We start from the raw sequence: 25777 nt of genomic DNA, 5'->3' as shown, positions 1-25777 counted from the left end.
CAAAGCTGAGGATTCTATCAGTATACTGACAGAGTTATTCAAAGATTTTACTCATGTAAAACTCATCAATAAATTCATCATCAACACACATTGACTGACGACGTACACCTTCAATGGCAAAACCGTGTTTTTGATAAAGCGCAATTGCTGTTGTGTTTCTTGACATGACTGTGAGCTCCAAGCGTTTGAGCTTCTTTTCTTTTGCCCACTCGTCAAGTTCGTCGAAAAACCGTCCTCCTAAGCCTTGATATTGAAAGTTTTCTAAAACACCAACTACAATATAAGCCGTTTGTTTAATGCGATTTGCTTTTCCGCACTTTGCTGACAAATATCCGACAAGCTTTCCATCAACCTCAGCTCCAATCAAATAATCCATTCTAGCAATCTCACCGATTGTTTCACCGAAAACAAACTTCCGTTCATCTGGCTCTAACATCATAAACTTTGTTTCTGTGTCTAATTGTTTCTTTAACTCCCAAAAAATTTGGGCGTCACTTATATCTATCGCTCTTATTCTCATCTTTCATCCAACTTCATCATTGAAACGAGTGTACGCACTTCAGAAATCAAACGCATTTTATGATTCCACAATTCCTGTGACAAGTCAACAGGATAAGGCTGAGGATTCAAATCTCTCTTATATTCATCCCAAAGTTCATCAAGATTTTCACGCGCAAAAGTTTTGATTTCTGGAAGGCTTGGCAAATCATAGACAAGCTCTCCATTAACAAATATTGGCTTTAACAACGGCTTCGCATTAAAATCACGAATGTTTTTGTTGATATAGGTATAAAGTGGGTGGAACATATAGATTTCCTCATCTTGATCAGGGTGCTCATCGCTAAATGTGATATAATCCCCTTCAGATTTTCCATCCGCCTTTTTGGTAATACGCCAAACTTGCTTCTTACCTGGTGTAGACACTTTTTCGGCGTTGCTTGAAAGCTTAATTGTGTCTTTCATTTCGCCTTGTTCATCTTCCATTGACACCAGCTTATAAACAGCACCTAATGCTGGCTGATCATAGGCCGTGATTAATTTTGTCCCAACACCCCAGACATCAATTTTTGCTTTTTGCATCTTTAAACTCAAAATAGTCGACTCGTCAAGGTCATTTGATGCATAAATCTTTGCTTCTGTAAAACCTGCTTCATCCAATTGTTGACGAACTTTTTTAGAAATATAAGCCATATCTCCAGAGTCAATACGCACCCCTTGAAAATTGATTTTGTCTCCAAATTCACGTGCAACCCTTATCGCACTAGGCACACCAACTCTCAATGTATCATATGTATCCACGAGGAAAACACAATCATGGTGAGTCATAGCATAAGCCTTGAAAGCATCATAGTCATTACCATAACTTTGAACAAGTGCATGAGCATGGGTTCCACTTGCCGTCAATCCAAAAATTTTAGCTGCTCGAACATTAGAAGTCGCATCAGCTCCACCAATGACCGCTGCACGTGTTCCCCAAATCGCAGCATCCATTTCCTGCGCACGTCTTGTTCCAAATTCAAGCAAAGGATCATCGCCAATGACTGATTTTATCCGAGCTGCTTTTGTTGCAATCAAAGTTTGGAAATTAATAATATTTAAAATTGCCGTTTCAACCAGTTGACACTCCGCAAGTGAACCTTCTACTTGAACGATAGGTTCATTTGCAAATACAAGCTGACCTTCTTGCATTGCCCGCACATTGCCAGTAAATTTGAGATTTTTCAAATAATCAAGAAAAGCTTCCGGATAATCAAGTTCTCGCAAATAAGCGATATCCGTATCAGAAAAAGATAAGTTTCTCAGATAATCAACCATACGCTCAAGTCCAGCAAACACTGCATAGCCATTTTCAAAAGGCATCTGGCGGAAAAAAACCTCAAAAACTGCATGACGCTTGTGACGTCCAAGTTCAAAATAGGTTTGCATCATATTAAGTTGGTACAAATCGGTGTGCAGCGCGAGGCTGTCATCTTGATAAAGCTGTGGCATATTTACTTTCCTTTCGGTTACTGCTGTTTGACAGAATAAAAATCCAGATAATTCCGCTCCAATTACAGTATTCAATACTGTTTATGATTACATTCCGTGCTTGATGTACTGCGTAGGATTTAAGAAGAACTAGCATAAACCAATTTTTTTGAGTTCAGTACACATTAGCTCTATTTTGAAATTTCGCAAAATTTCATTACTAGCGACTATAATTGATAAACCATTGCGCTCGTCAAGTCATTTCTAATGTCTATTTTATCAAAATTATCAGTAAATTTGTACTTACAGAGCTATCAATAACTTACATTAATTCGTCAGTATACTGATAAAATAATAACCTATCCCTAACTCTCTAAAAGTTCCTTGATAATGAGTATTCAATAAACTTCGACATTGTCAGTATACTGACAAAATTTTTAGGCTTTGTCAGCAAAAATATTGAACCTAACATCACAACTATTTTATGTCCGAATCCAAGGGATCATCCCCTAGATTTGTATTTTTATCATTTCTTGGCAATCGTGCTCACATCTTGATATAATCAATTCATGGAAAAAAGAAAAAAAGTAGGACTTTTGGGTGGAAATTTTAACCCTATTCATCACGCCCATTTGATGATTGCCGACCAAGTCGCTCAACGGCTGAATCTTGACACAGTATTGCTCATGCCTGAAAATATTCCACCTCATGTTGATGTGAAAGAAACAATTGAAGCAGTCCATCGTGTAAAAATGCTTGAACTCGCTATTAAAGACAACCCACGTCTGGGGTTGGAGCTTTGCGAAATCGAACGTGGCGGAAAATCTTACACTTATGATACTCTGTCAGCACTGACAAAGCTTCATCCTGAGTGCGATTTTTATTTTATTATTGGCAGTGACATGGTTGACTACCTTCCAAAATGGTATAAGATTGATGAATTAATTCATCTTGTTACTTTTGTTGCAATCAAGCGCTCTGAGACCATTAATCCTACCTCGTATCCTGTAAAATGGATTGATGTTCCGATACTTCCCATTTCAAGCACCCAAATTCGAGAACTGTTCGCAGCTGACATCACCCCCACCTATCTCTTACCAAAAGCTGTGATAGACTATATCAAAATTCAGAAACTCTATCAAAAAGAGCATGACTAAGCCATGCTTTTTCTATTCTATTTGCAATGATATATCGCAGAAATTATTTTGCTAACCAAAGTCCTAACAAAACCGCTATAAATCCTAAACCATAAGAAAGCAAAAAGTATTCTGCAAAATGTTTATAATCATGGTTTTCAAGTAAATCAAACAACTCAAAATTGTAAGTTGAGAATGTTGTCAAACCACCACAAAATCCAGTCGCAAAAATTTTGTAAGACTCAGCCTGACTGCCAAATCGCCCAAAAAAATAGCCAATCAGTAGTGAGCCGATGATATTGACCAGATAAGTCCCAATCGGAAAGCCAATTTTCTTGAAAACGATGCTCAGATTGCTCATCAAATACCGCGTCACAGCGCCAATGCCTGAAGCCAATCCAACAAGTACGATTTCGCCGATCATTTTGCTTCCTCTCTTTCTTCATTTGCCTCTTCTTCGAGCACTTTTGCCGAAGGATAAGCTGCTGCAAGCCGTCCGTGATACATACCAAGTGCTGCCATCGCAAGACCACCGCCGACCGTCAACACAACATAAAGCGCAAGTAAGCCATAACTATGCGCCACCAAAAGATTGTCGCTATCCATCATAAACGAGCTAAAAGTCGTGAAAGTCCCGATATAGCCCGTTCCAAGTGCTAAAATCGTCCGTGCCTTGGCATTCGTTGCTTTCAGATAATTTTTAATCAAAAAAGTAAAAAGGTAGCAACCCACGAGGTTAATCAAAAGCGTCGCAATTGGAAAACCTCCGATTTTGGGCAAATGCTCGCTCAGCTCGAAACGACTCAAACCACCCAAAATCCCAAAAATAAATACAATAATAATGTTCATCTCAATAATTCCTCACAAAAAAGTCAAAGCTTGTCAAAATGCAATTTTTTACAAGCTTTGACTTCATTTTTTATCAAAGCAAGTGCTGCTAATCCCCCTTACCTCTTGAGTAAGGGGATTAGCAGCACTAACTTTGAATTTCGTCCGACTACATTTAGTGGGAGGTAAACCTCCCACTAAATAAGGCATGACTTCATTATTTTAGCGTGTTTTCATCTGATTTTCAAATATTTACTGAGCAGGGAATTTGGCAAGCGTTGCTGCCGTGCCAAGTTCTTCTTCAATTCGTAGGAATTGATTATATTTCTCAATCCGCTCACTGCGTGCCATTGACCCCGTCTTAATCTGACCTGCGTGCATGGCAACCGCAAAGTCAGCGATAAAGCTATCAACCGTTTCGCCTGAACGATGGGAAATCATGGTGTTATAGCCTGCTTTACGCGCCATTTTGATGGCTTCAATTGATTCGGTGACGGTTCCGATTTGATTGAGTTTAATCAAAATCGCGTTTGCTACACCTTTTTCAATGCCTTCGGCGAAAATCGCAGGATTGGTAACGAAGATATCATCGCCAACAAGTTGAATCTTATCTCCCTGAGCTTTTGTTTGAGCGGCAAAACCATCCCAATCGTGTTCAGAAAATCCATCTTCAATCGAGATAATTGCAGGGAATTTGTCAACAAGATTTTCATAATAAGCGAGCAAATCACTGCTCGTCAGTTTTTGACCTTCAAAATTGTAAACGTGTGCTTCATTGTCATAAAATTCGCTCGACGCGGGGTCAAGTGCGATGGCGATTTCGCTGCCTGGCGTGTAGCCTGCGGTTTCTATCGCTTTGTAAAGTGTTTCAATCGCGTGTTCAGTCGAGCCGAGTTTAGGAGCAAATCCCCCTTCGTCACCAACAGCCGTTTCCAGCCCTTGGTCTGCCAAGATTTTCTTTAAGGTGTGATAAACATTCGCCACTTTTTCGACACCATCGCGGAAACTTTCGCGTTTGACAGGTGTAATCATGAACTCTTGCACGTCAATACCAGAATCCGCGTGAACACCGCCATTGATGACATTAAAGAAAGGTTGAGGCAGCTCAAGGTCCACACCGCCAAGATAGCGATAGAGTGGTATTTTTTCGCTATTTGCTGCTGCTCTTGCAACCGCCATTGATACACCCAAAATCGCATTGGCACCCAATCTTGCTTTATTTGGCGTGCCATCAAGCTCAATCAATAGTTGGTCAATTTCAGCTTGGTTAAATGGCGATTTACCGACTAGAGCGGTTTGGATTTCGGTGTTGACATTGGCGACCGCCTGAGCGACGCCTTTTCCTTGCAAACGCTTGCCGCCGTCTCGAAGTTCAACCGCTTCGCGGTCTCCTGTTGAAGCGCCAGATGGTACAGCCGCACGTCCAAGCGTGCCATCGTTCAAGATCACATCAACTTCGACGGTTGGATTGCCACGAGAATCAAAGATTTCGCGCGCGTGGATGTTTTCGATAAGTGCTTTTGACATTTTGTATGTCCTTTCTAAAAATGCGAGTCCAACTCTATGAAATCATAAATTGGAAAATGTAACTCTGGTACTTTGAAGCACAGCTTCAACACCATATTGTTTTCATTTTAACTTTTTTGATCTCAAAAAGATAAACCCTAGTGTTTAAGACGCAAACTCAGTTTACATAGCATATCTGAGTTTGATTTTTTTTCAAAGTTCCTTCTATTATGAGTTTGGTTATTATTTTCGGATGAAAAGAAGGAAACTTTGAAGTATATTTTTACATACAAAAAGGCGCTACAACGCAAGGCGAAAAGACCTCTTTGCATTGTAGGCGCCATCAGATTTAAGATATGAGCCCGACCGCTCAGAAACGATGAAAATTAGGACTTAAACTGTCCTATGGACAATTTAAGGTTGGTTGCCTAAAAACAATGAGCAACCAAACGCTTCTGCGCCTGCGCAGATTCTAGCTTTTATCTATTTTCACTCGTTTCTAGAAGAGCAAACTCAGTTATCTTAAAACGGTTATCGGGTGTGCACCATACCCATTCGTTATTGTTTAAACTTATTTTACCATTTTTTCTCAAAAATTCAAGAAATAGCTCTAGCTCATCTTCTCAGAATCCTACGTTAATCACGCATTCCTTTTTCACGCTGAATATTTTTGAGTTTCTCAGGAGTAACATCCTCTCCTGTATTTTCATCTATGACTTTAATTGTCTCAACTTGAGAGCGAAAATTTGCCTTGATACTATCAAGATAAACTCGACGTAAAACAGCTTGTTCTTCAAGTTCTTTATCTGTCAATCCCTCTTGTTTCTTCTTGCGCGCCAATGCATTAATACGCTCAATTTGTTCATTTGTAATGGACATTTTACCTCCAATATTTCATTTTTCTTTTGTCAGTATGCTGACAAAGGCTTTAGATTTCTGTAAGCAACCCGCTCTTTAAGATAAGGTGAGCACATATCTTAAGCTGTTGATTATAGTTTGTCAAGTAGTTACATCATGGAGATTATGCACTGACAGAATTCTGTCAGTAATTCCTAGATTAATTTATCAAATTATTTTGTGTTAATCAAACTAAAATCTGCAATACTGCTTGTCAAATCTACCACATGACCAAGCAAAGCTAAACGGTTATCGCGAATACGTTCATCATCTGCCATGACCATCACATTGTCGAATAACAGCTCAACCGCAGGAGCTAAAGCATGAACAATCGCACGGAATTTATATTCCGTTGGCATTTCATCCCATTGTTCTTTAAGGTCACAAACCGTATCATAAAGTTTTTGCTCGACTTCATTTTCAAAGAAAACAGGGTCAGCTTCTCCAAGAATCTCAGCTTTTTTCACAAGATTGATACTACGCGAGATGTTCTCAATTGCAGGTTTAAACGGTCCGTGAAGCTTATGACTGTCGATGACATAAGCACTTTCCATCATCCCGGCAATATCGAAAATATTACTGTTAATCGCTGCTTCCACAATATCATAACGGTCAAGTCTTTCAAGCAATAGCTTTTGCACACGTGCGCGAATAAAATCTAAAACTTCTGCATGATTTTCACCCGCAAACTGAGCAATAAATTCTGCTAAGTCAAAATGCCAATCAAATTTTTCAATAACACGAATCAATCCTTGTGCTGCTCGACGCAAAGCATAAGGGTCATTTGAGCCTGATGGAATCAATCCAGCATTAAAGAATGACAAAATACTATCGAGCTTGTCAGCAATAGCTAATACTGCACCAACTTTGCTTTCGGGAAGAATACCATCTGCCACTGTTGGCAAATAGTGTTCACGAATCGCCACAGCAACAGCTACATTTTCACCTGATAACAGGGCATATTTTTCACCCATAACGCCTTGCAACTCGTCAAATTCACCAACCATTCCTGTCAGTAAATCAAACTTGTAAATATCGGCAGCCCGTAGTACAGCTTCTTTTTCGTCTGATGATAATTTTGTCAGCACTGACAGCTTTTCACCAATCACTTTTGTACGTGCCATATGTTCTGTCAGCGTACCAATTTTGGCATGGAAAGTTACTTTCGCAAGTTTTTTAACCAAATCATCAATTTTGAGTTTTTGGTCTTCCTTCCAGAAAAACTCGGCATCTTCAAGGCGTGCCACCAAAACTTTTTCATTACCTGAAATGACATTTTCGATATATTCACTATTTCCATTTCTTACCGAAATGAAATTTGGAGCTAAACTACCATCTGCAGTATAAACTTCAAAATAACGTTGATTATCACGCATTGAAGTCACCAACACTTCTGCAGGAATATCCAAATATTTCTCATCAAAACTCCCTACAAAAGCTGTTGGATACTCTACAATATTATTGACTTCTTCCAGCAAATCTTTGTGCAAAGTCACTTTCCAGCTACGTTCTGCAGCCAAAGCCATGATTTGTGCTGAAATTTCTGCTTTACGATGCTCGCTATCTACGATAACAAAATGTTCAGGCAATTTGACAGAATATTCATCGGCATTGTTAAGCACCACCTCAACATTTGATAGAAAACGATGTCCACGCGAAGTTCGTCCAGCAGTCACATCCAAAAGTTCAAAAGGTACAATGACATCATCTAAAAGCGATATCATCCATTGAATCGGACGCACAAAGAGAAAATCGTTGTTGCCCCACTTCATATAGGTTGAAAAAGTCATCTTGCCAATCACTTCATCACCGATTTTTGTGAGAATATCACTCGTCGCAACTCCCTCAATATGCTTGTTTGCATAATAATAATCACCACGCAAAACTAATTCGTCAGGATTGATGCCTTGACCCCGTGAGAAACCTTGAATGGCCTTTGACCAATTTCCCTCTGCGTCTTTAGCGATTTTTGCTGATGGTCCTTTTACTTCCTCATCCTTACTTTCTGAAGTTTCAGCAATATTTTCCACCAAAATAGCCAGGCGGCGCGGTGTTGAATATTTGACAATTTTATCAAATTGAACACGATTTTCAAGCAAAAACTGCTGAGTACGCTCTGCCAACTGATTAATTGATGGCGTCACCAAGTGCGCTGGTACTTCTTCCAGACCAATTTCTAATAAATAATTACCCATTTTATTTTGCCTCCTTTTCAGCGATAACTGGTGTATATTTTCCATTCACACCCAGATATTTTTCTCTAAGCGCCTCATCTTTCAACAAAGGAAAACCAAGCTTTGCGCGCTCCTCAATAAAAGTCTTCGCCACCTTGCGTGCCATCGTCCGCACACGGTGCATATAGCCCGCACGTTCCGTGACCGACACCGCACCACGCGCGTCCAGCAAATTAAAGGTATGAGAAGATTTCAAAATGTAGTCGTAAGCAGGGTGCACCAAGCCCTCGTCCAGCAGGCGCAGCGCTTCCGCCTCATACTCGCCAAAAAGCTGCAACAAAAGCTCCTGATTGCTCTCCTCAAAAGCAAATTTCGAGTGCTCGTACTCAGGCTCTTTGAAAATATCGCCGTAAGCCACGCCATTGCCCCATTCGAGGTCATAAACGCTATCCACCTCCTGAATGACCGTCGCCACGCGCTCCAAGCCGTAAGTAATCTCGCTCGTCACACTATCAACCTCAATCCCGCCGACCTGTTGAAAATAAGTAAACTGCGTACATTCTTGCCCGTCAATCCAGACTTCCCAGCCAATTCCGGCACAACCCATGGACGGATTTTCCCAGTTGTCCTCGACAAAGCGAATGTCATGCTCAAGTGCGTCAATCCCAAGCGCCGCAAGACTTTGCAAGTACAACTCCTGAATATTTTTTGGCGAAGGCTTCAGCACCACTTGAAACTGATGATGTTGGAACAAACGATTTGGATTTTCGCCATAACGGCCGTCAGCAGGACGGCGCGAAGGCTGCACATAAGCTGCTCCCCAAGGCTCAGGTCCATTTGAGCGCAAGAACGTATAAGGCGACATCGTGCCCGCTCCGACCTCATTGTCATAGGCTTGCATCAGATTCGCCCCCTGCTTTGCCCAGAAGCCTTGCAAGGTTAAGATAATGTCTTGAAATGATAGTTTTTTGTTCATGTTAGTTTTCCTTTTCTACGAGCTGTCTGCCCATTTTTTCAGCAAAATCAAGCACTTTTTTTATAGCCTGATTAGCACTCAAATTTGAGTACAAATAAGTAGTATTGTCAATTTTTTTATAACTTGCATAAGGCTTTATTGGCGGATTTTTCGCTAAAATCGTTGCAAATTTTGCTTCTCCTTCAGAAATCAATCCGCTATTTTCAACTTCTTTTTTATTTTGTAGATAGAAGTTGATAAGATAATTGATATAGGCTAGGCGTAAACTCTTATTGCTTTTCCCAGAAATAGCGCCGTCAGAGACCTCAAACTGATAAACTTTATCCGCAACAACTTTCTCATCAGGTGTATCCAAGTCCTCGCCCGTATTCGGCGTAAAAACATCATATTCCCAGAACTGAAACATCTCCAAAATATCTCGGTTTAAGTTTTCAGCATCAATCTTGTCCGACTGAGATAAAAAAGATTTGTTCCCCTGTGTTGCATTTTTTCGATCAAAATCTGTTTCTGGAAAATTTCCAATCCAGTCGCTCTCCAACAAATCAAGCTGTCCTTTACTTAGATTGCCATTTTCCATGCCAAAAAACGCCATAAATTCAAAGTCTTTTTCTAAATCGCCTTGAGACTTATGCGTGCCTGTACGCTGGTCTAAATTGACCGTTTGCCCAACATACCGATAATTATTTTTCAAGCCGATATAAATATAAATCCCAGCATTAGAAAACACAAACGACAATTTATCCTTCGCAAGCTTCAGCTCTTCCTTTGGAAAAATTGCCAGATAATGATTATCTTTAACAAAATAATTAATTCTATCCTTCTGATTATTTTCATCAGCGATTTTAATAACCTTCATTCTTCTCCTCTCCAAACCAAAAACCGCACATCACACCCTGTCAAAAACTGACAAAGGGCGCAAATGCGCGGTTCCACCTTTATTTTTTACTTTACTTTAATATTCATATTATTTAAGCCATTTTTTACCCTGAGCTTACACTACCCTCAAGTCGCTATGTTTAGATTTTAGCCTTATTCTTTGGATTTGTCAAGAAGATATATGTCCAAATCTTTGATAGGAAGATGTTGAGAGTACAAAAACCAAAGCACAGTAAATCTTATCAAAATGATAGGTTTTACTGATAGGAAAATGTTGAGAGTACAAAAACAATTCTGGTTATACAAAAACTTCATCAGAAGTTTTACTGATAGGAAAATGTTGAGAGTACAAAAACACCAAGCACATGTAGCCCTTATATCGTACGGTTTTACTGATAGGAAAATGTTGAGAGTACAAAAACTTGGCTTTATATATTTTAAATGGTATCAGAGTTTTACTGATAGGAAAATGTTGAGAGTACAAAAACGGGAGGAGCTTATTTTATAATGTTGATTAAGTTTTACTGATAGGAAAATGTTGAGAGTACAAAAACAGCTTCAATGATAATTCTCAGCATTTCACGGTTTTACTGATAGGAAAATGTTGAGAGTACAAAAACTAACACTAAGAAGATCAATCCTTTTAAATAGTTTTACTGATAGGAAAATGTTGAGAGTACAAAAACTCAGGTATGGAATGGTACAGCTCAGTTAAAGTTTTACTGATAGGAAAATGTTGAGAGTACAAAAACTATCGCGGGGTATGCTCATGAGTTACTATCGTTTTACTGATAGGAAAATGTTGAGAGTACAAAAACAAGGAGAAAATTATCATGATTAAAAAAACTGTTTTACTGATAGGAAAATGTTGAGAGTACAAAAACTGATGTTTTCAAGCTCTCGCTCGGTCAAATGTTTTACTGATAGGAAAATGTTGAGAGTACAAAAACACTTCTTCAATTCCGTCAAGCTCCCAGATGGTTTTACTGATAGGAAAATGTTGAGAGTACAAAAACTGCTCCCCCCTGATACTATATCAATATTGTGTTTTACTGATAGGAAAATGTTGAGAGTACAAAAACCTAAACTAGAAACAGCTTTGATTAAGTCGTGTTTTACTGATAGGAAAATGTTGAGAGTACAAAAACGGGCAAACCACGAGATAACAACGCTTCAGCGTTTTACTGATAGGAAAATGTTGAGAGTACAAAAACAGTAGCCTGTGTATCTTCTTGGAATAGTACGTTTTACTGATAGGAAAATGTTGAGAGTACAAAAACGGACTTACTAATGTTTTACCGCTGGTATAGGTTTTACTGATAGGAAAATGTTGAGAGTACAAAAACAGTCCTGCGGCTACTCCTTTGTTCCCGCTGGTTTTACTGATAGGAAAATGTTGAGAGTACAAAAACTCTACGTCGATGATAGTATTTCCATGATAAGGTTTTACTGATAGGAAAATGTTGAGAGTACAAAAACTGCTCCATTTATATGAATTGGTGGCATCAGGTTTTACTGATAGGAAAATGTTGAGAGTACAAAAACCAGACCATGAATTTGGTTAAAGCCAATTCTGTTTTACTGATAGGAAAATGTTGAGAGTACAAAAACTCTGCTTTTGTTCTACGCAGTACATTTTGAGTTTTACTGATAGGAAAATGTTGAGAGTACAAAAACCATTGTTTGCGGACTTAACAGAAAAGCCACGTTTTACTGATAGGAAAATGTTGAGAGTACAAAAACGGCATTCTCTGAAATGGTGGATGGATATAAGTTTTACTGATAGGAAAATGTTGAGAGTACAAAAACCATAATCAGGGTCAAGAAATTCATTATCATGTTTTACTGATAGGAAAATGTTGAGAGTACAAAAACACTAGATGGGAATATCTACACAGGGGTCACGTTTTACTGATAGGAAAATGTTGAGAGTACAAAAACAAAAAACGTAATGCTTGTTATTAACCATAAGTTTTACTGATAGGAAAATGTTGAGAGTACAAAAACTGGCTTGAGACAATCCCCCACCTTTTCCGAGTTTTACTGATAGGAAAATGTTGAGAGTACAAAAACCAAGGCATCCATAGGAGCAGCGGCAGATTTGTTTTACTGATAGGAAAATGTTGAGAGTACAAAAACACAAGCTGAGAAAGCTGCTAAAAGAGTTTTGTTTTACTGATAGGAAAATGTTGAGAGTACAAAAACCAAAACGCCATGAGCGGACAGATTATTTGCGTTTTACTGATAGGAAAATGTTGAGAGTACAAAAACTAAGTTCACTCAGATATTTTTGTATTTCCTGTTTTACTGATAGGAAAATGTTGAGAGTACAAAAACGAACAACAACTGTCATCGGTGCATGGATTTGTTTTACTGATAGGAAAATGTTGAGAGTACAAAAACATAATGTAACCCGCCCCATTTCATAGCCGAGTTTTACTGATAGGAAAATGTTGAGAGTACAAAAACCAGAGCCGTGACTGGTCTTCTTATGTATCTGTTTTACTGATAGGAAAATGTTGAGAGTACAAAAACATACTATAAATAAGGAGAACAATAATGGCATGTTTTACTGATAGGAAAATGTTGAGAGTACAAAAACAATAGCGAAGGTGACATGGTTGTATACTTTGTTTTACTGATAGGAAAATGTTGAGAGTACAAAAACAGATTAGTTGTCTGATTATATTACTTTTCAGTTTTACTGATAGGAAAATGTTGAGAGTACAAAAACAAAGCCAAGCTAAAACAGCAAGCCCTGCCAGTTTTACTGATAGGAAAATGTTGAGAGTACAAAAACCCACTTGCTGCATTACCATCATCATCTTCAGTTTTACTGATAGGAAAATGTTGAGAGTACAAAAACAAAAGTTTCATTGGTTGTCCTCCTCAAATAGTTTTACTGATAGGAAAATGTTGAGAGTACAAAAACCTCAAATTAAAAACTTTTTGGTTTTTGCTCCTACGATTTCCAAACATTCTTGAAAATTCGTCAATCCTCAAGAACTAAGATAAGTGCGTTCTAGCTCAGAAAGTTCATCAAAATTGATAGAAAATGATGCACTTTCAATACCTAAAATCTCATTTATCACCTTTAATAATATCATATTTTGATAAGATTTTCCAGCGACTTTTGCCTTGCTACCAATGCTTGAGACGATTTCATAAAAATTTTGACAGAGCGCTTCATCTGACATTTTCAAACTTATCGGATAATGATTTTCAATACTTTTTCTAAAAGTGTCAAAATCTGGCATTTGATAAACATCATCTGTCAAAACAATCGTACTCGGCACATCATTTGGAAAATACACTAGTTCAAGCGTTTGCTGGCTAATGACAAACGTATGGACAAGTTCCGTTTTTTCTGTCAGCACTGACAGACCCTCTAGCAAGTCTTGTATCTTTTCTGTCATTAAAAAACTTGCTGGATTAATCAAAATAATCCATGTTTCTTTAGGCTGATGCTCCAATTTCTGACCGAGCAGTGCCAAATATTCATCCACAAATTCATTGGCATCCATCATTTCTAAAGGGAAGTCATGATTATCAGCCGCATAGGACAAAAACAGATGGTTTTTCAATAAATCTTCAAATGACAAATCTGTCAAATTTGACGAAACATTATTCGAAACTTGACGAAGCTGTCCATTAAAGAGCAGCTCAATCTTCAATAAGTGGTTTTTGATTTCTTCAAGTTCCGTAGTGATCGCCATATTTTCCGTCAGAGCTGACAGGAAATCAGTCATCAAACTCTTTCTGTCAAAGCTGACTTCTCGGTAAAGAGAGGCATTATCCTGTAAGAAATGGATGTCGATATTTTTTTCGTTGAGCCGTTCTTTCTCTCGGTAAATTTCAATCCCATTTTCACCGTAAACCAATTCTTCCAAGTCATTCAAAGTTTTTTTATTAGCAAATCTTTTCAGGCTGCGAACAAGTTCTTGCGCAACTTTTTGATTTTGACCATAAAAAAACAAACGCGGCATTTCGTCAAATTCAATAAACTTATTATTTTCTATTTCTATTCTCATATAATTACCATTTTGTGATTACCGACAGCGACTTCTTGCGGTGCTTTTTCACCCGTCAAAAATCGTCGGTCATTAAACTGTTTCTCCGTCACATACATCAGCTCAACCAAGCCATTGTAAGGAGTTACCCTTTTGAGCTGCTCCTCATATTTTGTGAGTTGACTCCGATTGGGTAATGTTCTGACATAAACTGATTCTTGTACCATCACAAAGCCAAGTTCTATCAGTTTTTTTCTGAAAACGCGATAATATTTCTGTTCCTGTTTCGTTTCCATTGGCAAATCAAAAAAACACATCAATCTCAATTTCTCATACACCTCGCAATCCCTCCTAAAGTAATTTCTGTCAACTCTGAAAGATTTTCATTTTTCATTACTTTAATAAAAGAATTGACATAATCCAACATTACCAAATCAATCGTTGTTTTCTTCCCTCTGTAAAAATAGGGCTGATTCAAGAAATCAATCAACTTACAGCGCGCTTCCCAAGTCAGATATTTCGGGTAATTCGGTAAAATTTTCTCCAAAATATACCAATCCATCAAGGGACGAAAAGGTTCCATCAAATCATCCACCAAGTTAAACGAATTAAATTCATTCCGATGAAAAACGCCTAAAGTTGGAATGAGTCCTAAACTCGTCACCAGCCGCGCCATATAAGCTCTGATAATGGTGTAGCCGTAATTCATCGCGCCATTTTCCAGACAATCCTGCTCCCGCGTGAATTTCATGCCGTACAGACTGTTAAAATAAACCTTTGCCGCATGTCCCTCACGGTTCGTCGCATCCGCCAGTTGGATGTGTTCAATCAACTCCTGAAGCTTGTCAATCCGCTCTACATCTGCATCATGCGCAATGAGTACCGCTCGTTGATTGCTCAGCTTTTGTCGGATAATTTCTGTCCAGACTTCATTTCGTAGCTTTTCACTCCAAGCAACCTGCTCCAGATTGCGCTTGGCCGTCCGATGATACTGCCCAAAGCCCATGAAAATACCACAAGGCACATATTTATTGTCACAAACAATCACGGCAATATTATGTTGTGCTAACTTTGCAAGCAACTTAGTCGTTAGCGTCAAAATATTGCCTTCTAGAGTGATTGTCGCAATATCTGAGAGTGGAATACTAAATTTTTGTCCACCTTTCTCAATTTCTAAGTTATCTAATTTTAGACGAAGATAGTCCCCGTCCTTAATCATCACATTTCTCCAAGTCATAAATAAGATGTGAGACCGATTGCTCTGATGGCTTGAAAAATAGGAATTTGTAGTTCTGTCGCAAGTGTCAGGTTCCAATTTATCTTTTTTCCAGCCGTCAAAGAGGTCGAACTCAATTTTCCTTTCTAAAGAAAAACAAAAAACTCGCCCAAAGGCGAGTTAATGATTTCGGCATAAAGCCTTATCCTTGTAGATTCTCAATCATTTTCCTATCAATAAAAAGATTGAATACGCTCCGTCGAGCGCAGTAGTTCGTCAACTACTCCTTTATTTTAGCAAAAATTTTGAGTTCCTGCAAGCGTCACGTAAGCCTTTTCTTAATTTTATAAATTTAATTTTGGTTGATCTGATTCTTTTTCGGTGTAGTAGGGTGTGCCTAGAATTCCCGTGTTGACTTTGTAGAGTTTATAGCCCTTTTTAGCTAATGGCTTTAGAAATCTACCAGAAGATGTTTTTCCATAAAAAGCAATCTCCTCTGCACCTTCAAATCTCGCTTTGTGGATAGGTTTCATCTCAACATAACCCTCATTGTTTCCAGCACGAGACCCAAACAACAACTCAATTTCTTCCCCTTTATCGTCCACAATCTTCACACGATCATTTCGATACAAACTAAACCGAAACTCGCTGTTCCGCCCAATCGGTTTCCACAAAATCGTGCCGTCCGCTTCAATCCCATGTTTCAGCTTTTCATAGGCTTCCTCCGTGATTCCGTAAACTCCTTTTGTGAATTTCAAATCTGCATATTTGAGACCGAGAAGTTCATATTGCTGCGTGTCAGGATTGTAGTAAACGTCCGTCCGCCAAGGCTTCAAGCTTTGCAACACGACTTTATTTCTAGCGTTCTCAGGCGTAATATCAATATGACTGCCGATTTTTGAGTCGTAATATTTCAAGCTCACCACTTTTGGCCCATTATTATGCTTGGCATATTTAGTAATAAAACCATTTTCACGGCGATAAAGCTCAAATGGAGAAACAGGGATGACTTTGACTTTTCCATCTGTCTGCGTTTTTTCTTCAAAATCAGGCGTGTTTTTCAGAATTTTAAGCAATTTTTCCCAAGTTTTTGGGTCTTTTTCTTGCATCAAAAACTTGACATCCTCTTTTTTGAGCGCCTCATCGTACAACTTTTTGAATTTCGCAAAATCATCTACGTTATAGATGTTTTTTATCGTGCCAAAGATATATTCATCTTGCACAATTTCCGTTTTTCCACGTTTTACAACTTCTGTTTCTTTCATGCGCGTGCCGTAAATCGTCTGATTGGCAACGGCGCGATTGGCTTTTTTATCGACTTTGTGGCTGAATTTGACTGGATTTTCTGGGTCATCAATGTCATTTGCCAATTCAACTTGCTTGAAAAGCGGAAAATCAAAAATCTCGCTGTCTAATTTTTCAAATTCTTTTTCATTCGGAATCGCCCATTGCGCCAATAATTCGGCTTCACGCGCTTTTTTGACCGCTGCTTTATCTTGCAAAATTTCGCCCGTTTCCTTGTCAATATCAATCAATTTGACCGCTTTGTCAAAGGCTTTCAGCAATGGAAAACTGGCGATAATGCTGGCATCAATCGCGTGATGATGATGCGTGTCGCGCGTTTTGGCAAGTCCACCTGCGCTATTCCATTTTTTACGCATTTGTGAAGTCCATTTGCCACGGACGACCTTGACTTTTGTGGGCAGATGGTTTGACTTGAAAAAGCTGTAAAACTCGTCCAGCACCACGCGTGAGGCATAGCGCGTGTCATTAAGATTTCGCTGAATAAAACTACGACGCGTGATAATGTCGTTCAAATCCGCGTCGTTGAGCAGATTGTCAACTTTATTTTTGTTGAAATTTTTATTTGCCTTAACTCTGGCAATGTATTCCGCTTTCGTTTGCCCAAATCCGCCGCCGTTGTTAATCCAGCCAAGCGGCGTTTGCTTTTCCTTCGCTTGATTGCACTGACTATGGACAAGCACTTTATTATTTTGCGAGTCATCAAAACTGACTGAAATCGGGATGATGTGGTCAATTTCAAAACTTTCATTATTGTTGATGAGCTGAATCACCTTGATTTTCTCGCCGCAGTATGGACAAAAAGTTTCTTGCTGATACCAATAACGCACTTTTTGTGATAGACCTTTGAACTTGCGATATTGAGCAAGTAAGCTGCTGTCAGGAATTGTCATTTGTTGTTTGACGAGTTCGTCAGCTGCATTTTTCTCGGCTTCTTGTGCTTTCTGAAACTTTATTTTTTGCTTTTTAACATCGTCTTCATTGTCTTCGCGCGGCAATTCAATGACAACGTGCGCAATATTTTCTGCGCCGACACGTTTTGCAATCGCATTGAAAACATTAATGGCTTCGCGCGTTGATTTTGCGACGACAGGATTGTAAATTTCTTCTGTGATTTGAGCTGCTGGAATATTCTTCAAGCCTTGATATTTCTCATTGTCAGGCTTCATCAAGCCCAGACCTGTCAAAATCGTCATCTGTTCATCAGAGGTATTGAGCAGCTCAGGAATGAGCAAATTCAAGGTTTTGTAAGAAAAACTGTGCCAAGTCGCACGTCCGTCAACGAGGAGATTTTTATTTTCTTTGACAATGAGTTCTTTTACCTCGTCAGAAATGGCAAAATCGGCTTTATCCAACTGCTTGCGGATTTCAGCTTTTTCAGTATTTAACGTGAGAATATCTGCGATTTTATCGAAAAATTCGGTGGACAAATCATTTGCTTCAATATTGCTTTCTGCAAGCGCTTTGCGGAATTTTCTGTAAGCAAAAAGTGTATGCTTAAATTCAATTTCTCCACCTTTTTTGGTTTTAAGTTCATCAAATTTTACTCCAATTAGCTTACAAATCTGAACTTTCCCAAAAATACCCTCAGCCCGCTTCGCAGCTGACAGAATTTCTTTTTTCGTTTCAGTCGTCAATTTTCCATCTTCGGTGTTTGGCACGGTCAGGTTATTCAAATCATTGAGCAAATTATAAATCTGAGCGGTCAAACTTGACGCAGATGCCCGTTTTTCGCCGTTGATTTTGTCCGTTCCGATGAGTTCGTCAAAAAGATTATCCAGCGTCCTACCGTCCGTTTTGTAAATCCCGTAATCTGTACGTGATTTTTCATTGCCTGGACCGACAAAATATTCGCGCTTGCGAGTAATCAGTTCATTGATTTTCGCGATAAATTCGTCCGTGATTTCAGGATAATATTCAGCCTGCTTTTCCAAAATCTGCTTGGCTTCGTCCGCATAGGCAGCTGACGGAAAAACATTGAGCAAAGTTGTTTCATCATCTGCTTTGACCTGACCACGAACTTGACCGAATTCATTCAGCCGTTCAAGCTGAATTTGCCCAATCGTCTTTTCACGCAAAAGCTGGCGGTTGATATTAATCGAAGATTTGTAGTCACTAACACCGCTCGTCCCGTCGTCTTCCAAATCGCCCAAATCATAGGAAATCCCACGCCGATTGACAATATGATAAAGTGCAGTTGCCAATTCTTCCTTTGATAGTTGCTCTGCCAGCCCTTTGGAACGAAGGGCATAAGGATTTTGATTTTTGTCATTACTGACAGCAAAGCCATTTTCAGCCAAAAACTTCGTCAAATCTGACAAACGATTTTTTCGCCGTCTGATGAGTCGCCGCGTCCCACGAAAACTCCGTCTGTCTTGATTTCCAGCAGCATTTCCAGATGGAAAAATCCGACTGCCTAAATCTATAATCTCTTTTTTCTCAATATCAATAATGCTCCAGCCGCAGCTTGCTATACCGATGTCCAAACCGACACTATACTTTGTCATAAATCTCTCCTGTATACGTTTTCTTTCATTTTATCATATTTTGCTTTGAAAAAATTAAAATGAAAAACCCCAGTTAACTTGCACTGAGATTTTTAAATATTTACAGTTTTAAAATACTATCCGTTAGTCCTCAATGTTTCCGATTATAGAAAACACTAGAGATAAATGAAACGACAATAATCACACCACCTAAGAGGCCTGTGATGGCTTCACCGATGTCCCATTTGATACTACCTAAAATGAGAAGAGCAAGGGTTAGGATTGCCCAATGCGCGCCGTGCTCCAGATAGACGAGTTCGTTGAGCGTGCCTTTCTTGACAAGGTAAAGGGTCAGCGAGCGCACAAACATTGCCCCAATCACACCGAGTCCTAAAAGGATGATGATGGGGTCGGAGGTAATCGCAAAGGCACCAATCACGCCGTCAAAACTAAATGACGCATCAATCACTTCCAGATAGAGAAAGAGGGCAAGTCCTGCTTTTCCTGTGGCAATCACAAAGTTTGACATAGAGCTTGAAGCTGCTTTGCTATGGCTCATCATCTCACCAAAGCCGTCAACGACCATAAAGGTCAAAATACCAAGTAGACCTGCAAAAAGAATCGTCTGCGCATTTTCTGTCAAGGTCATTGAAGCAACTAAGAGTAAAGCCAGTGAAATAATAGCATTTGCGGCAGGAAAGTGACCAATTTTTTGAAGGACTTTCTCTGGAAGTTTGAGCCAAGTGTGCGCGCGTTTATCGAAGAAAAATGCCAGCGCTAACATGAGCAAAAACATACCGCCGAAAGCCGCAATCTGAGGGTGTGCGTGGTGGAGAATGTATCCATAAGTCCCTACAGTATGTGGATTACCTTTTTCAAGCGCTAAACGCAAAGCCTCGATTGGATTGAGCTGCGCTGAAACACTCACAATGAGCAGGGGAAAAATCAAGCGCATTCCTACTACGGCAATCAATATCCCGACGGTGAGAAAGACTTTTTGCCAAGTCGGACTCATGCGTTCAAGAATCCTCGCATTGACAATCGCATTATCAATCGAAAGAGAGATTTCAAGAACAGCAAGAATCGCTGTGATAAAAAGTGCATCCCAGCCACCGTAAATAAAAGCAACGATAAGTGCAATGATACTAACAATAATTGAGCCTCTGAAAATTTTCATGGGGTTCCTTTTCTTATATTTTGTCTTTTCTAAAATAAAACGACTTTTATCATTTTAACATAAATATCACACTTACTTACATCATTCGTCTAAAGAAAAGTCTACCAATCCAGATTATGATGAAAACTATCATAATACATCCCAAAACAACAATATTTCTATCAACTTTGCGCTTTTGTCCTAATTTCATAGCAATACTATAAAGACTTAAACCAATAAGTCCTCCTAAACTATTAGTGATAAGGTCAGTCACATCACTCGCGCCAATGGACAGCAGATATTGCAAACTTTCAAATAAAAAACTGACTGCACAGATTATCAAAAATTTTAATAAAAATGGAATTTTTCTTCCTACCATATTCAGTAATACACCAAAAGGAACAAAAATAAAAACATTGAGTAAAACTTCTCTCCGTCCTCCTGAAAGAGCAAATGGAACCAAATTGAGACTTCTTGTGTTTACATTTACCAAAAAGTTAATCGGATGAAAAGAAAGTTTAAATAAAATAATCCAAATCAGAATAAGACTATATATGATAAATAAAATTTTAGCTAGTGTTTTAGTCATTGAATCCTTTCATGGCCAAATAAAATCTACTTAATTTGTGCAAAATCGACTTCTGTCAGTCTGATTTTCCCTTTGTCAGCGGTGATTTTACTATTAAAATGCTCTGTCAGTGCTGACAAAAAGCTGTCAGCACGGTTTTCGTCAATGTATGCGCTCACTTTGATTTCTGTCAAAAATTCACTCTGTGCGATGACGAGATTTTCTTGTGTCAAAAAACGCTGTAAGCTGTCATAAAGACTGTAATCAAGGCACAATATCATTTCTTGCTGTTCAACCAACTTTACCAGTCCAACAGCTTCAACCGCGTGGTTAACAGCACCTGCATACGCACGAATGAGTCCGCCTGCGCCCAGCTTGATACCGCCAAAATAGCGCGTGACAACGGCACAAACATTGGTAATTTCCTTCTTTTTTAGGATTTCAAGCATGGGAACGCCCGCAGTGCCTGACGGCTCTCCATCATCACTCATACGCTGGATTTCCTGCCGCTCGCCAATCGTATAGACCCAGCAGTTATGATTGGCGCGAGGATTGGCTTTTTTGACCTGTGCAATAAAATTTTGCGCTTCTTCCTCTGATTTAACACGCGCGAGCTGACAGATGAAACGTGATTTTTTGATTTCTTCTTCGTTTGTAAAGTCGGTTTTTATCGTGATAGTCATCTATTTCTCCTCAGCAAGTCTTAGCACAATTATAGCATTTTTACATATAGAAAATGCAAAGTTCTACAGCTTTGCATTTCTCTATTTCATCTTTTATTTTTCTTTTTTAGCGGATTTTTTATGTTTTTTGAGTCCTTCTTCAAGCGCGACAGCTGCGGCGCCAAGCGCAATAGCGCCACCTTCTACTTCTAGAAGCTCATCAGTTTTATCGCCTGTTTTTGGCATATTGACGTCCTCACCACCTACAACAAACCCATCATCCATTGGCACTGGTGCTGGCTCATCAGAGGTAAAGCTATAAGTTGGTGTCAAAGTAATCATTGGCTCGGGAACAATCTCAGCTGCCTCGGTTTCTTCTGCGACCTTTTCCTCAATCTGAGGCTCCGTTTCTTTCTCCTCTTCTACGATTTTTGGCTCTGGTTCTGGGATAGGTTCCGGAATTGGCTCTGGTTCTGGTTCATTTTCTGGTAAAACCAATTTAACCGTCGTATTCCAGCTTGCCGAATATAGATTTTCAACCTCTGTATAATAATACCTCAGTCCTCGATACCACTCGTTTTCACCAGGAATTTCTGGATGGTAAGTAGATTTCAACCAATGAAAGGCTGGATTCTCCGCTGTACCATCCGCAGTCCTCGTCAATACAATATACACATAATGATCTGTCCCTACCAAACTCATTAGGGCAGGGGTTCGTGATTGATTGGCATATGTTTCAAGTGGACTTCTCAGAGTTACAGATTGTCCAACCTCAAGAGAATACAACAACGCTTTGAACGAATCATTGTTTAGTGTTTCGACAATAATCGTATGGTCTTCTGGACTCACGACTTGCTGATTAAAGCCAAAGCTCAGCACCCAGTTCGATATCGCCATCGTAGGACTCGTCGTCCATGTACCCGAACTGTGCGCGTTATAATTCTGCGTTCCCGATAAGAAAGTCGCTGTTGAGCCATTGATTGAGTCAAGCTCTGGCGGAAGAACCGTCGAACCAGCTAAAAACATCGTCGCATCAAATCCTTCATGATAGATGCCGTCCGCAAATTCCCCATCAAGCCCATGTGCAAATATGGTCTTACCGTCTTTTGTGACATACTCCCATGCCGTCGGGATGACTCCGTCAGGCAGCTTTCCTACAGGACCCATCTCGTGCTCAATGCTTGCAGATTCTTCTGCAAAATGATACCTTTCTTTTTCCTCAGCTGTAAAAGCTGGAACTTTAGATAAATCATCTACCCCAAAAAAGAGCGTTGCTTCATTTTCCGTTCGGTCAAATTCATAACCTGTAAAATTCTTAATTCCAAATTGATTAAGAATATCCTTGACATTGACATCAGTCTTAATCTTGGTAATATCGCCAAAAAGAGTGATTAAGTAGTTAATATCTTCACTTTCCCACAAACTTGTGAAATCAACCTTTGCGAGACTTTCAACATCCACTTCCTCCGCGGCGGCAGTTTCTCCTAGCACAACCTCTGTTATTTCTTTTGAAAGATTTCGAGAAATTTGTGCCAAACGTGCAGTCAAAGGTGATACCTTGGACAAGGTTGTTGTGAGAAACTCAATAGATGGGATTTCTTCCGGAAATGGACTCCCTGCAGCTCCGAGAATTCCTGCAATTGCCGCCTCCATGCTTGAACTGTCGCCCTTCTTTTTCTTACTTTTTGTATCTTTTTTAATCATCACTGACTTGATGAAAGATTTCGCAGCAGCAAGCTCTACTGGTGTTGCTGTCGCCACGACAACAGAAGAACCTGCAACTATTCCTGTTGCGATGAGTAAAATTCTGAGCATTCTAGATTTAATATGATTCGATTTCATAGCTTTCCCTCCATTTTTAGTATTTCCTATTAACTCTATTTAAACAAATTTTAACAAAAACACATAATAATTTAACGTTTGTAATATTTAAAATACACGTTACATCAAGCAAAAATTTACGTATAACTATTTATGAAAGATTTATATGGACGATTATTACTAACAGCCGATTTTAATCGTATCAGACATTCTGTCAGCAAGACTGATTTTAACCAATCTCCTACCATGACTGCTGTCAGCACTGACAGCATTAAATGTTTGCGATGTGGCAGCGTTCACAAAAAAGTTATGGTTCAACTTCCTCTGGGATGTTTTTATTGTCCAACTTGTATTAACTTAGGGAGAGTACAATCTGATGAATCGCTCTATCATTTTCCTCAGCAAAATTTTATTGCACATCCTTATCTTCTTTGGTCAGGGAAACTAACATCAGAACAGCAAAAAATCGCTGACAGCCTTATCACAGATTGCCATCAGCGCTCACAGATTCTTGTCAGAGCTGTCACAGGTGCAGGAAAGACAGAGATGGTCTACCCAATCATCAATCAATATTTAAGAGATGGAAAAAGTGTCGCAGTTGTCAGTCCTCGAATTGATGTCTGTATCGAGCTACATAAACGATTTTCTCGTGATTTTTCTTGTAAAATATCTCTCTTGCATAGCGAAAGTCAACCTTATTTTCGTGCACCGCTTGTGATTGCCACCACGCATCAACTCTTACGATTTCGTGATGCTTTTGATTTATTGATTGTTGACGAAGTTGATGCCTTTCCTTTTGCAGATAATCCAATGCTTTATTTCGCTGTAGAAAATGCAAGAAAACCTGATTCTTGTTTGGTTTACCTGACTGCCACAACCACCGACTTCTTAGAGCATCAAATCAAAATCGGAGCTCTCCATCAACTTGAATTAACCCAACGTTTTCATGGAGGTAAACTCACAGTTCCAAAACTTTTATGGCATACAAAATTTATCCAATGTTTAAAAAAGCAGAGAGTAAGCCGTTTTCCACTTCTTATTTTTGTACCTGAGATTAGATTTGGAGAATCATTTACAAAAAAGTTAAAACAAAAATTTCCAGAAGAAAAAATTGCATTTGTATCCTCCAAAAGCAAGCAGCGCTTAAATATAGTTGAAGACTTTCGTTCAGGAAACTACTCTATCCTTGTTACCACAAGTATTTTAGAGCGAGGAGTTACTTTCCCAGAAATAGACGTATTTGTCCTCTTCGCTCATCACACTAATTTTACAAAATCAGCCCTTATCCAAATAGCAGGACGAGTTGGACGCTCAAGCACACGCCCTGATGGATTAGTCTACTTTTTTCACGAAGGACGAACTAGAGCCATGCTTAAAGCCGTTCAGGAAATCAAAAAATCAAACCGTGGAGGTGGTGTTTTATGACTTGTCTACTCTGTCACACTAAATTTCACATTCATTATCGCTTTTCAGATTTGCTTCTTCTCAAAACCCCTGAGCAATTTATCTGTCCAGATTGTCAACAAGCTTTTATAAAAATCCCAGCAGAACACTGCCCACGTTGTTATAAGTCAGGGAACTCACAGATTTGCAAAGATTGTCTAGAATGGGAAAGTAAAGGTATCTTGATTAACCACCAAGCTATTTTTCAGTACAATAATGCAATGCACGACTATTTCAGTCGTTATAAATTTCTTGGAGATTATCAACTTCATAAAATTTTTAGCTCATTTTTCAAAAAATTTGACAAAAACTTTACGGTTGTTCCTATCCCAATCAGTCCAGAACGTTATCAAAAGCGTGGTTTTAACCAAGTTTCTGCATTTCTAAAGGAGCCTTCTTTTACAGAATTGCTTGTTAAATCTGATACCCTAGCTCAAAGTTCTCTCAATAGAAAATCCCGCTTAAACTCAAAAAATACGTTTTCTATTATAGAAAACGCAATCCTTCCTAAAAAAGTCCTCTTAGTCGATGATATTTACACCACAGGAGCAACCTTACAGCACGCTGCTCATCTTCTTAAAGATTCAGGTGTTAGAGAAATCAAGACTTTTTCGTTATGTCGCTAAATTTAATACTGTTTAATTTCTAAAATTTCCCTTTAAAAATTAAAGTTTGCGTAAATTCCAACCATTTCTTGCGCTTAACACAACGCGTTATGGTGGCGGATAAGAAAAGCAAGTTTTTTCCCAATC

General features: G+C 39.1%; 20 protein-coding genes and 1 CRISPR repeat array. Of the genes, 3 read left to right on the top strand and 17 right to left on the bottom strand.

Annotated features, from left to right (window positions below):
- Positions 1–34 precede the first annotated feature (34 nt).
- Positions 35–520, bottom strand: a complete 486-nt coding sequence (locus D7I46_RS03655; RefSeq protein ID WP_120771648.1) for a GNAT family N-acetyltransferase — start codon at positions 518–520, stop codon at positions 35–37.
- Entirely contained in the window at positions 517–1989 is a 1473-nt protein-coding gene (locus D7I46_RS03650; RefSeq protein WP_120771647.1) for a nicotinate phosphoribosyltransferase, read from the bottom strand. Before D7I46_RS03650 ends, D7I46_RS03655 begins: the two co-directional genes overlap by 4 nt.
- Positions 1990–2537: 548 nt before the next feature.
- Between D7I46_RS03650 and D7I46_RS03645 the strand changes: the two genes are divergently transcribed.
- A complete protein-coding gene (locus D7I46_RS03645) occupies positions 2538–3125 on the top strand; it encodes a nicotinate-nucleotide adenylyltransferase (RefSeq protein ID WP_120771646.1) in 588 nt (195 codons plus the stop codon).
- 43 nt (positions 3126–3168) lie between these two features.
- Here D7I46_RS03645 and crcB read toward each other — a convergent pair whose 3' ends face one another.
- From crcB to D7I46_RS03570, 15 genes are all read right to left on the bottom strand, one after another.
- Positions 3169–3528, bottom strand: a complete 360-nt coding sequence (gene crcB, locus D7I46_RS03640; protein WP_120771645.1) for a fluoride efflux transporter CrcB — start codon at positions 3526–3528, stop codon at positions 3169–3171.
- Complete coding sequence (locus D7I46_RS03635; protein ID WP_120771644.1) at positions 3525–3953, bottom strand: fluoride efflux transporter FluC; 429 nt, start codon at positions 3951–3953, stop codon at positions 3525–3527. Before D7I46_RS03635 ends, crcB begins: the two co-directional genes overlap by 4 nt.
- A gap of 231 nt (positions 3954–4184) precedes the next feature.
- The gene (gene eno, locus D7I46_RS03630; protein ID WP_120771643.1) at positions 4185–5459 is read right to left on the bottom strand and encodes a phosphopyruvate hydratase; all 1275 of its coding nucleotides are present in this window, start codon (positions 5457–5459) and stop codon (positions 4185–4187) included.
- 615 nt (positions 5460–6074) lie between these two features.
- Positions 6075–6317 carry a DUF896 domain-containing protein gene (locus tag D7I46_RS03625; protein ID WP_120771642.1) on the bottom strand — a complete coding sequence of 81 codons (243 nt, stop codon included), beginning with the start codon at positions 6315–6317 and terminating at the stop codon, positions 6075–6077.
- 191 nt (positions 6318–6508) lie between these two features.
- Complete coding sequence (gene glyS / locus D7I46_RS03620; RefSeq protein WP_120771641.1) at positions 6509–8530, bottom strand: glycine--tRNA ligase subunit beta; 2022 nt, start codon at positions 8528–8530, stop codon at positions 6509–6511.
- Between the two features lies 1 nt (position 8531).
- Positions 8532–9485: a glycine--tRNA ligase subunit alpha gene (gene glyQ, locus D7I46_RS03615; RefSeq protein WP_120771640.1), complete on the bottom strand. Its 954-nt coding sequence runs from the start codon at positions 9483–9485 to the stop codon at positions 8532–8534.
- A 1-nt stretch (position 9486) separates the two neighbouring features.
- On the bottom strand, positions 9487–10341 hold the full coding sequence (locus D7I46_RS03610) for a GIY-YIG nuclease family protein (RefSeq protein WP_120771639.1): 855 nt from the start codon (positions 10339–10341) through the stop codon (positions 9487–9489).
- A gap of 207 nt (positions 10342–10548) precedes the next feature.
- Positions 10549–13293: a CRISPR direct-repeat array (repeat unit 36 nt; unit sequence GTTTTACTGATAGGAAAATGTTGAGAGTACAAAAAC).
- A gap of 67 nt (positions 13294–13360) precedes the next feature.
- Positions 13361–14392, bottom strand: a complete 1032-nt coding sequence (locus tag D7I46_RS03605; protein WP_120771638.1) for a P-loop NTPase family protein — start codon at positions 14390–14392, stop codon at positions 13361–13363.
- Complete coding sequence (gene cas2 / locus D7I46_RS03600; RefSeq protein ID WP_205570832.1) at positions 14389–14688, bottom strand: CRISPR-associated endonuclease Cas2; 300 nt, start codon at positions 14686–14688, stop codon at positions 14389–14391. Before cas2 ends, D7I46_RS03605 begins: the two co-directional genes overlap by 4 nt.
- 5 nt (positions 14689–14693) lie before the next feature.
- Positions 14694–15590 carry a type II CRISPR-associated endonuclease Cas1 gene (gene cas1 / locus D7I46_RS03595; protein ID WP_240424488.1) on the bottom strand — a complete coding sequence of 299 codons (897 nt, stop codon included), beginning with the start codon at positions 15588–15590 and terminating at the stop codon, positions 14694–14696.
- Positions 15591–15931: 341 nt separating this feature from the next.
- Positions 15932–19396: a type II CRISPR RNA-guided endonuclease Cas9 gene (cas9, locus tag D7I46_RS03590; protein ID WP_120771636.1), complete on the bottom strand. Its 3465-nt coding sequence runs from the start codon at positions 19394–19396 to the stop codon at positions 15932–15934.
- Between the two features lie 130 nt (positions 19397–19526).
- Complete coding sequence (locus D7I46_RS03585) at positions 19527–20552, bottom strand: DUF475 domain-containing protein (RefSeq protein ID WP_120771635.1); 1026 nt, start codon at positions 20550–20552, stop codon at positions 19527–19529.
- A 76-nt stretch (positions 20553–20628) separates the two neighbouring features.
- Positions 20629–21120, bottom strand: a complete 492-nt coding sequence (locus D7I46_RS03580) for a VanZ family protein (protein ID WP_120771634.1) — start codon at positions 21118–21120, stop codon at positions 20629–20631.
- Positions 21121–21146: 26 nt separating this feature from the next.
- Positions 21147–21782, bottom strand: coding sequence for a YigZ family protein (locus D7I46_RS03575; protein ID WP_120771633.1), 636 nt, complete (start codon positions 21780–21782; stop codon positions 21147–21149).
- A gap of 93 nt (positions 21783–21875) precedes the next feature.
- Positions 21876–23603: a hypothetical protein gene (locus D7I46_RS03570; protein ID WP_120771632.1), complete on the bottom strand. Its 1728-nt coding sequence runs from the start codon at positions 23601–23603 to the stop codon at positions 21876–21878.
- Positions 23604–23735: 132 nt separating this feature from the next.
- Here D7I46_RS03570 and D7I46_RS03565 point away from each other — a divergent pair, with 132 nt between their 5' ends.
- Both D7I46_RS03565 and D7I46_RS03560 read left to right on the top strand, forming a co-directional pair.
- On the top strand, positions 23736–25007 hold the full coding sequence (locus tag D7I46_RS03565) for an ATP-dependent helicase ComFA (RefSeq protein ID WP_120771631.1): 1272 nt from the start codon (positions 23736–23738) through the stop codon (positions 25005–25007).
- Positions 25004–25651 (top strand): ComF family protein, encoded by a 648-nt coding sequence (locus tag D7I46_RS03560; RefSeq protein ID WP_120771630.1) that lies wholly within the window; start codon positions 25004–25006, stop codon positions 25649–25651. Before D7I46_RS03565 ends, D7I46_RS03560 begins: the two co-directional genes overlap by 4 nt.
- Positions 25652–25777 lie beyond the last annotated feature (126 nt).

The sequence above is a fragment of the Lactococcus allomyrinae genome (genome assembly GCF_003627095.1).
In the GTDB taxonomy this organism is placed as follows: Bacteria; Bacillota; Bacilli; order Lactobacillales; family Streptococcaceae; genus Lactococcus; species Lactococcus allomyrinae.
The sequence above is the reverse complement of the archived record's forward strand: the minus strand, read 5'-3'. Positions and strand labels throughout refer to the sequence as shown.

Bases quoted from the DNA above. Each gene is read 5' to 3' on its own strand.
- D7I46_RS03645 (WP_120771646.1), top strand. From the start codon at position 2,538: ATGGAAAAAAGAAAAAAAGTAGGACTTTTGGGTGGAAATTTTAACCCT.
- D7I46_RS03570 (WP_120771632.1), bottom strand. From the start codon at position 23,603: ATGAAATCGAATCATATTAAATCTAGAATGCTCAGAATTTTACTCATC.
- glyQ (WP_120771640.1), bottom strand. From the start codon at position 9,485: ATGAACAAAAAACTATCATTTCAAGACATTATCTTAACCTTGCAAGGC.
- D7I46_RS03565 (WP_120771631.1), top strand. From the start codon at position 23,736: ATGAAAGATTTATATGGACGATTATTACTAACAGCCGATTTTAATCGT.
- cas2 (WP_205570832.1), bottom strand. From the start codon at position 14,688: ATGTGTTTTTTTGATTTGCCAATGGAAACGAAACAGGAACAGAAATAT.
- cas9 (WP_120771636.1), bottom strand. From the start codon at position 19,396: ATGACAAAGTATAGTGTCGGTTTGGACATCGGTATAGCAAGCTGCGGC.
- D7I46_RS03580 (WP_120771634.1), bottom strand. From the start codon at position 21,120: ATGACTAAAACACTAGCTAAAATTTTATTTATCATATATAGTCTTATT.
- D7I46_RS03560 (WP_120771630.1), top strand. From the start codon at position 25,004: ATGACTTGTCTACTCTGTCACACTAAATTTCACATTCATTATCGCTTT.
- D7I46_RS03650 (WP_120771647.1), bottom strand. From the start codon at position 1,989: ATGCCACAGCTTTATCAAGATGACAGCCTCGCGCTGCACACCGATTTG.
- D7I46_RS03575 (WP_120771633.1), bottom strand. From the start codon at position 21,782: ATGACTATCACGATAAAAACCGACTTTACAAACGAAGAAGAAATCAAA.
- D7I46_RS03610 (WP_120771639.1), bottom strand. From the start codon at position 10,341: ATGAAGGTTATTAAAATCGCTGATGAAAATAATCAGAAGGATAGAATT.
- crcB (WP_120771645.1), bottom strand. From the start codon at position 3,528: ATGATCGGCGAAATCGTACTTGTTGGATTGGCTTCAGGCATTGGCGCT.
- D7I46_RS03625 (WP_120771642.1), bottom strand. From the start codon at position 6,317: ATGTCCATTACAAATGAACAAATTGAGCGTATTAATGCATTGGCGCGC.
- D7I46_RS03655 (WP_120771648.1), bottom strand. From the start codon at position 520: ATGAGAATAAGAGCGATAGATATAAGTGACGCCCAAATTTTTTGGGAG.
- D7I46_RS03585 (WP_120771635.1), bottom strand. From the start codon at position 20,552: ATGAAAATTTTCAGAGGCTCAATTATTGTTAGTATCATTGCACTTATC.
- D7I46_RS03605 (WP_120771638.1), bottom strand. From the start codon at position 14,392: ATGAGAATAGAAATAGAAAATAATAAGTTTATTGAATTTGACGAAATG.
- glyS (WP_120771641.1), bottom strand. From the start codon at position 8,530: ATGGGTAATTATTTATTAGAAATTGGTCTGGAAGAAGTACCAGCGCAC.
- cas1 (WP_240424488.1), bottom strand. From the start codon at position 15,590: ATGATTAAGGACGGGGACTATCTTCGTCTAAAATTAGATAACTTAGAA.
- D7I46_RS03635 (WP_120771644.1), bottom strand. From the start codon at position 3,953: ATGAACATTATTATTGTATTTATTTTTGGGATTTTGGGTGGTTTGAGT.
- eno (WP_120771643.1), bottom strand. From the start codon at position 5,459: ATGTCAAAAGCACTTATCGAAAACATCCACGCGCGCGAAATCTTTGAT.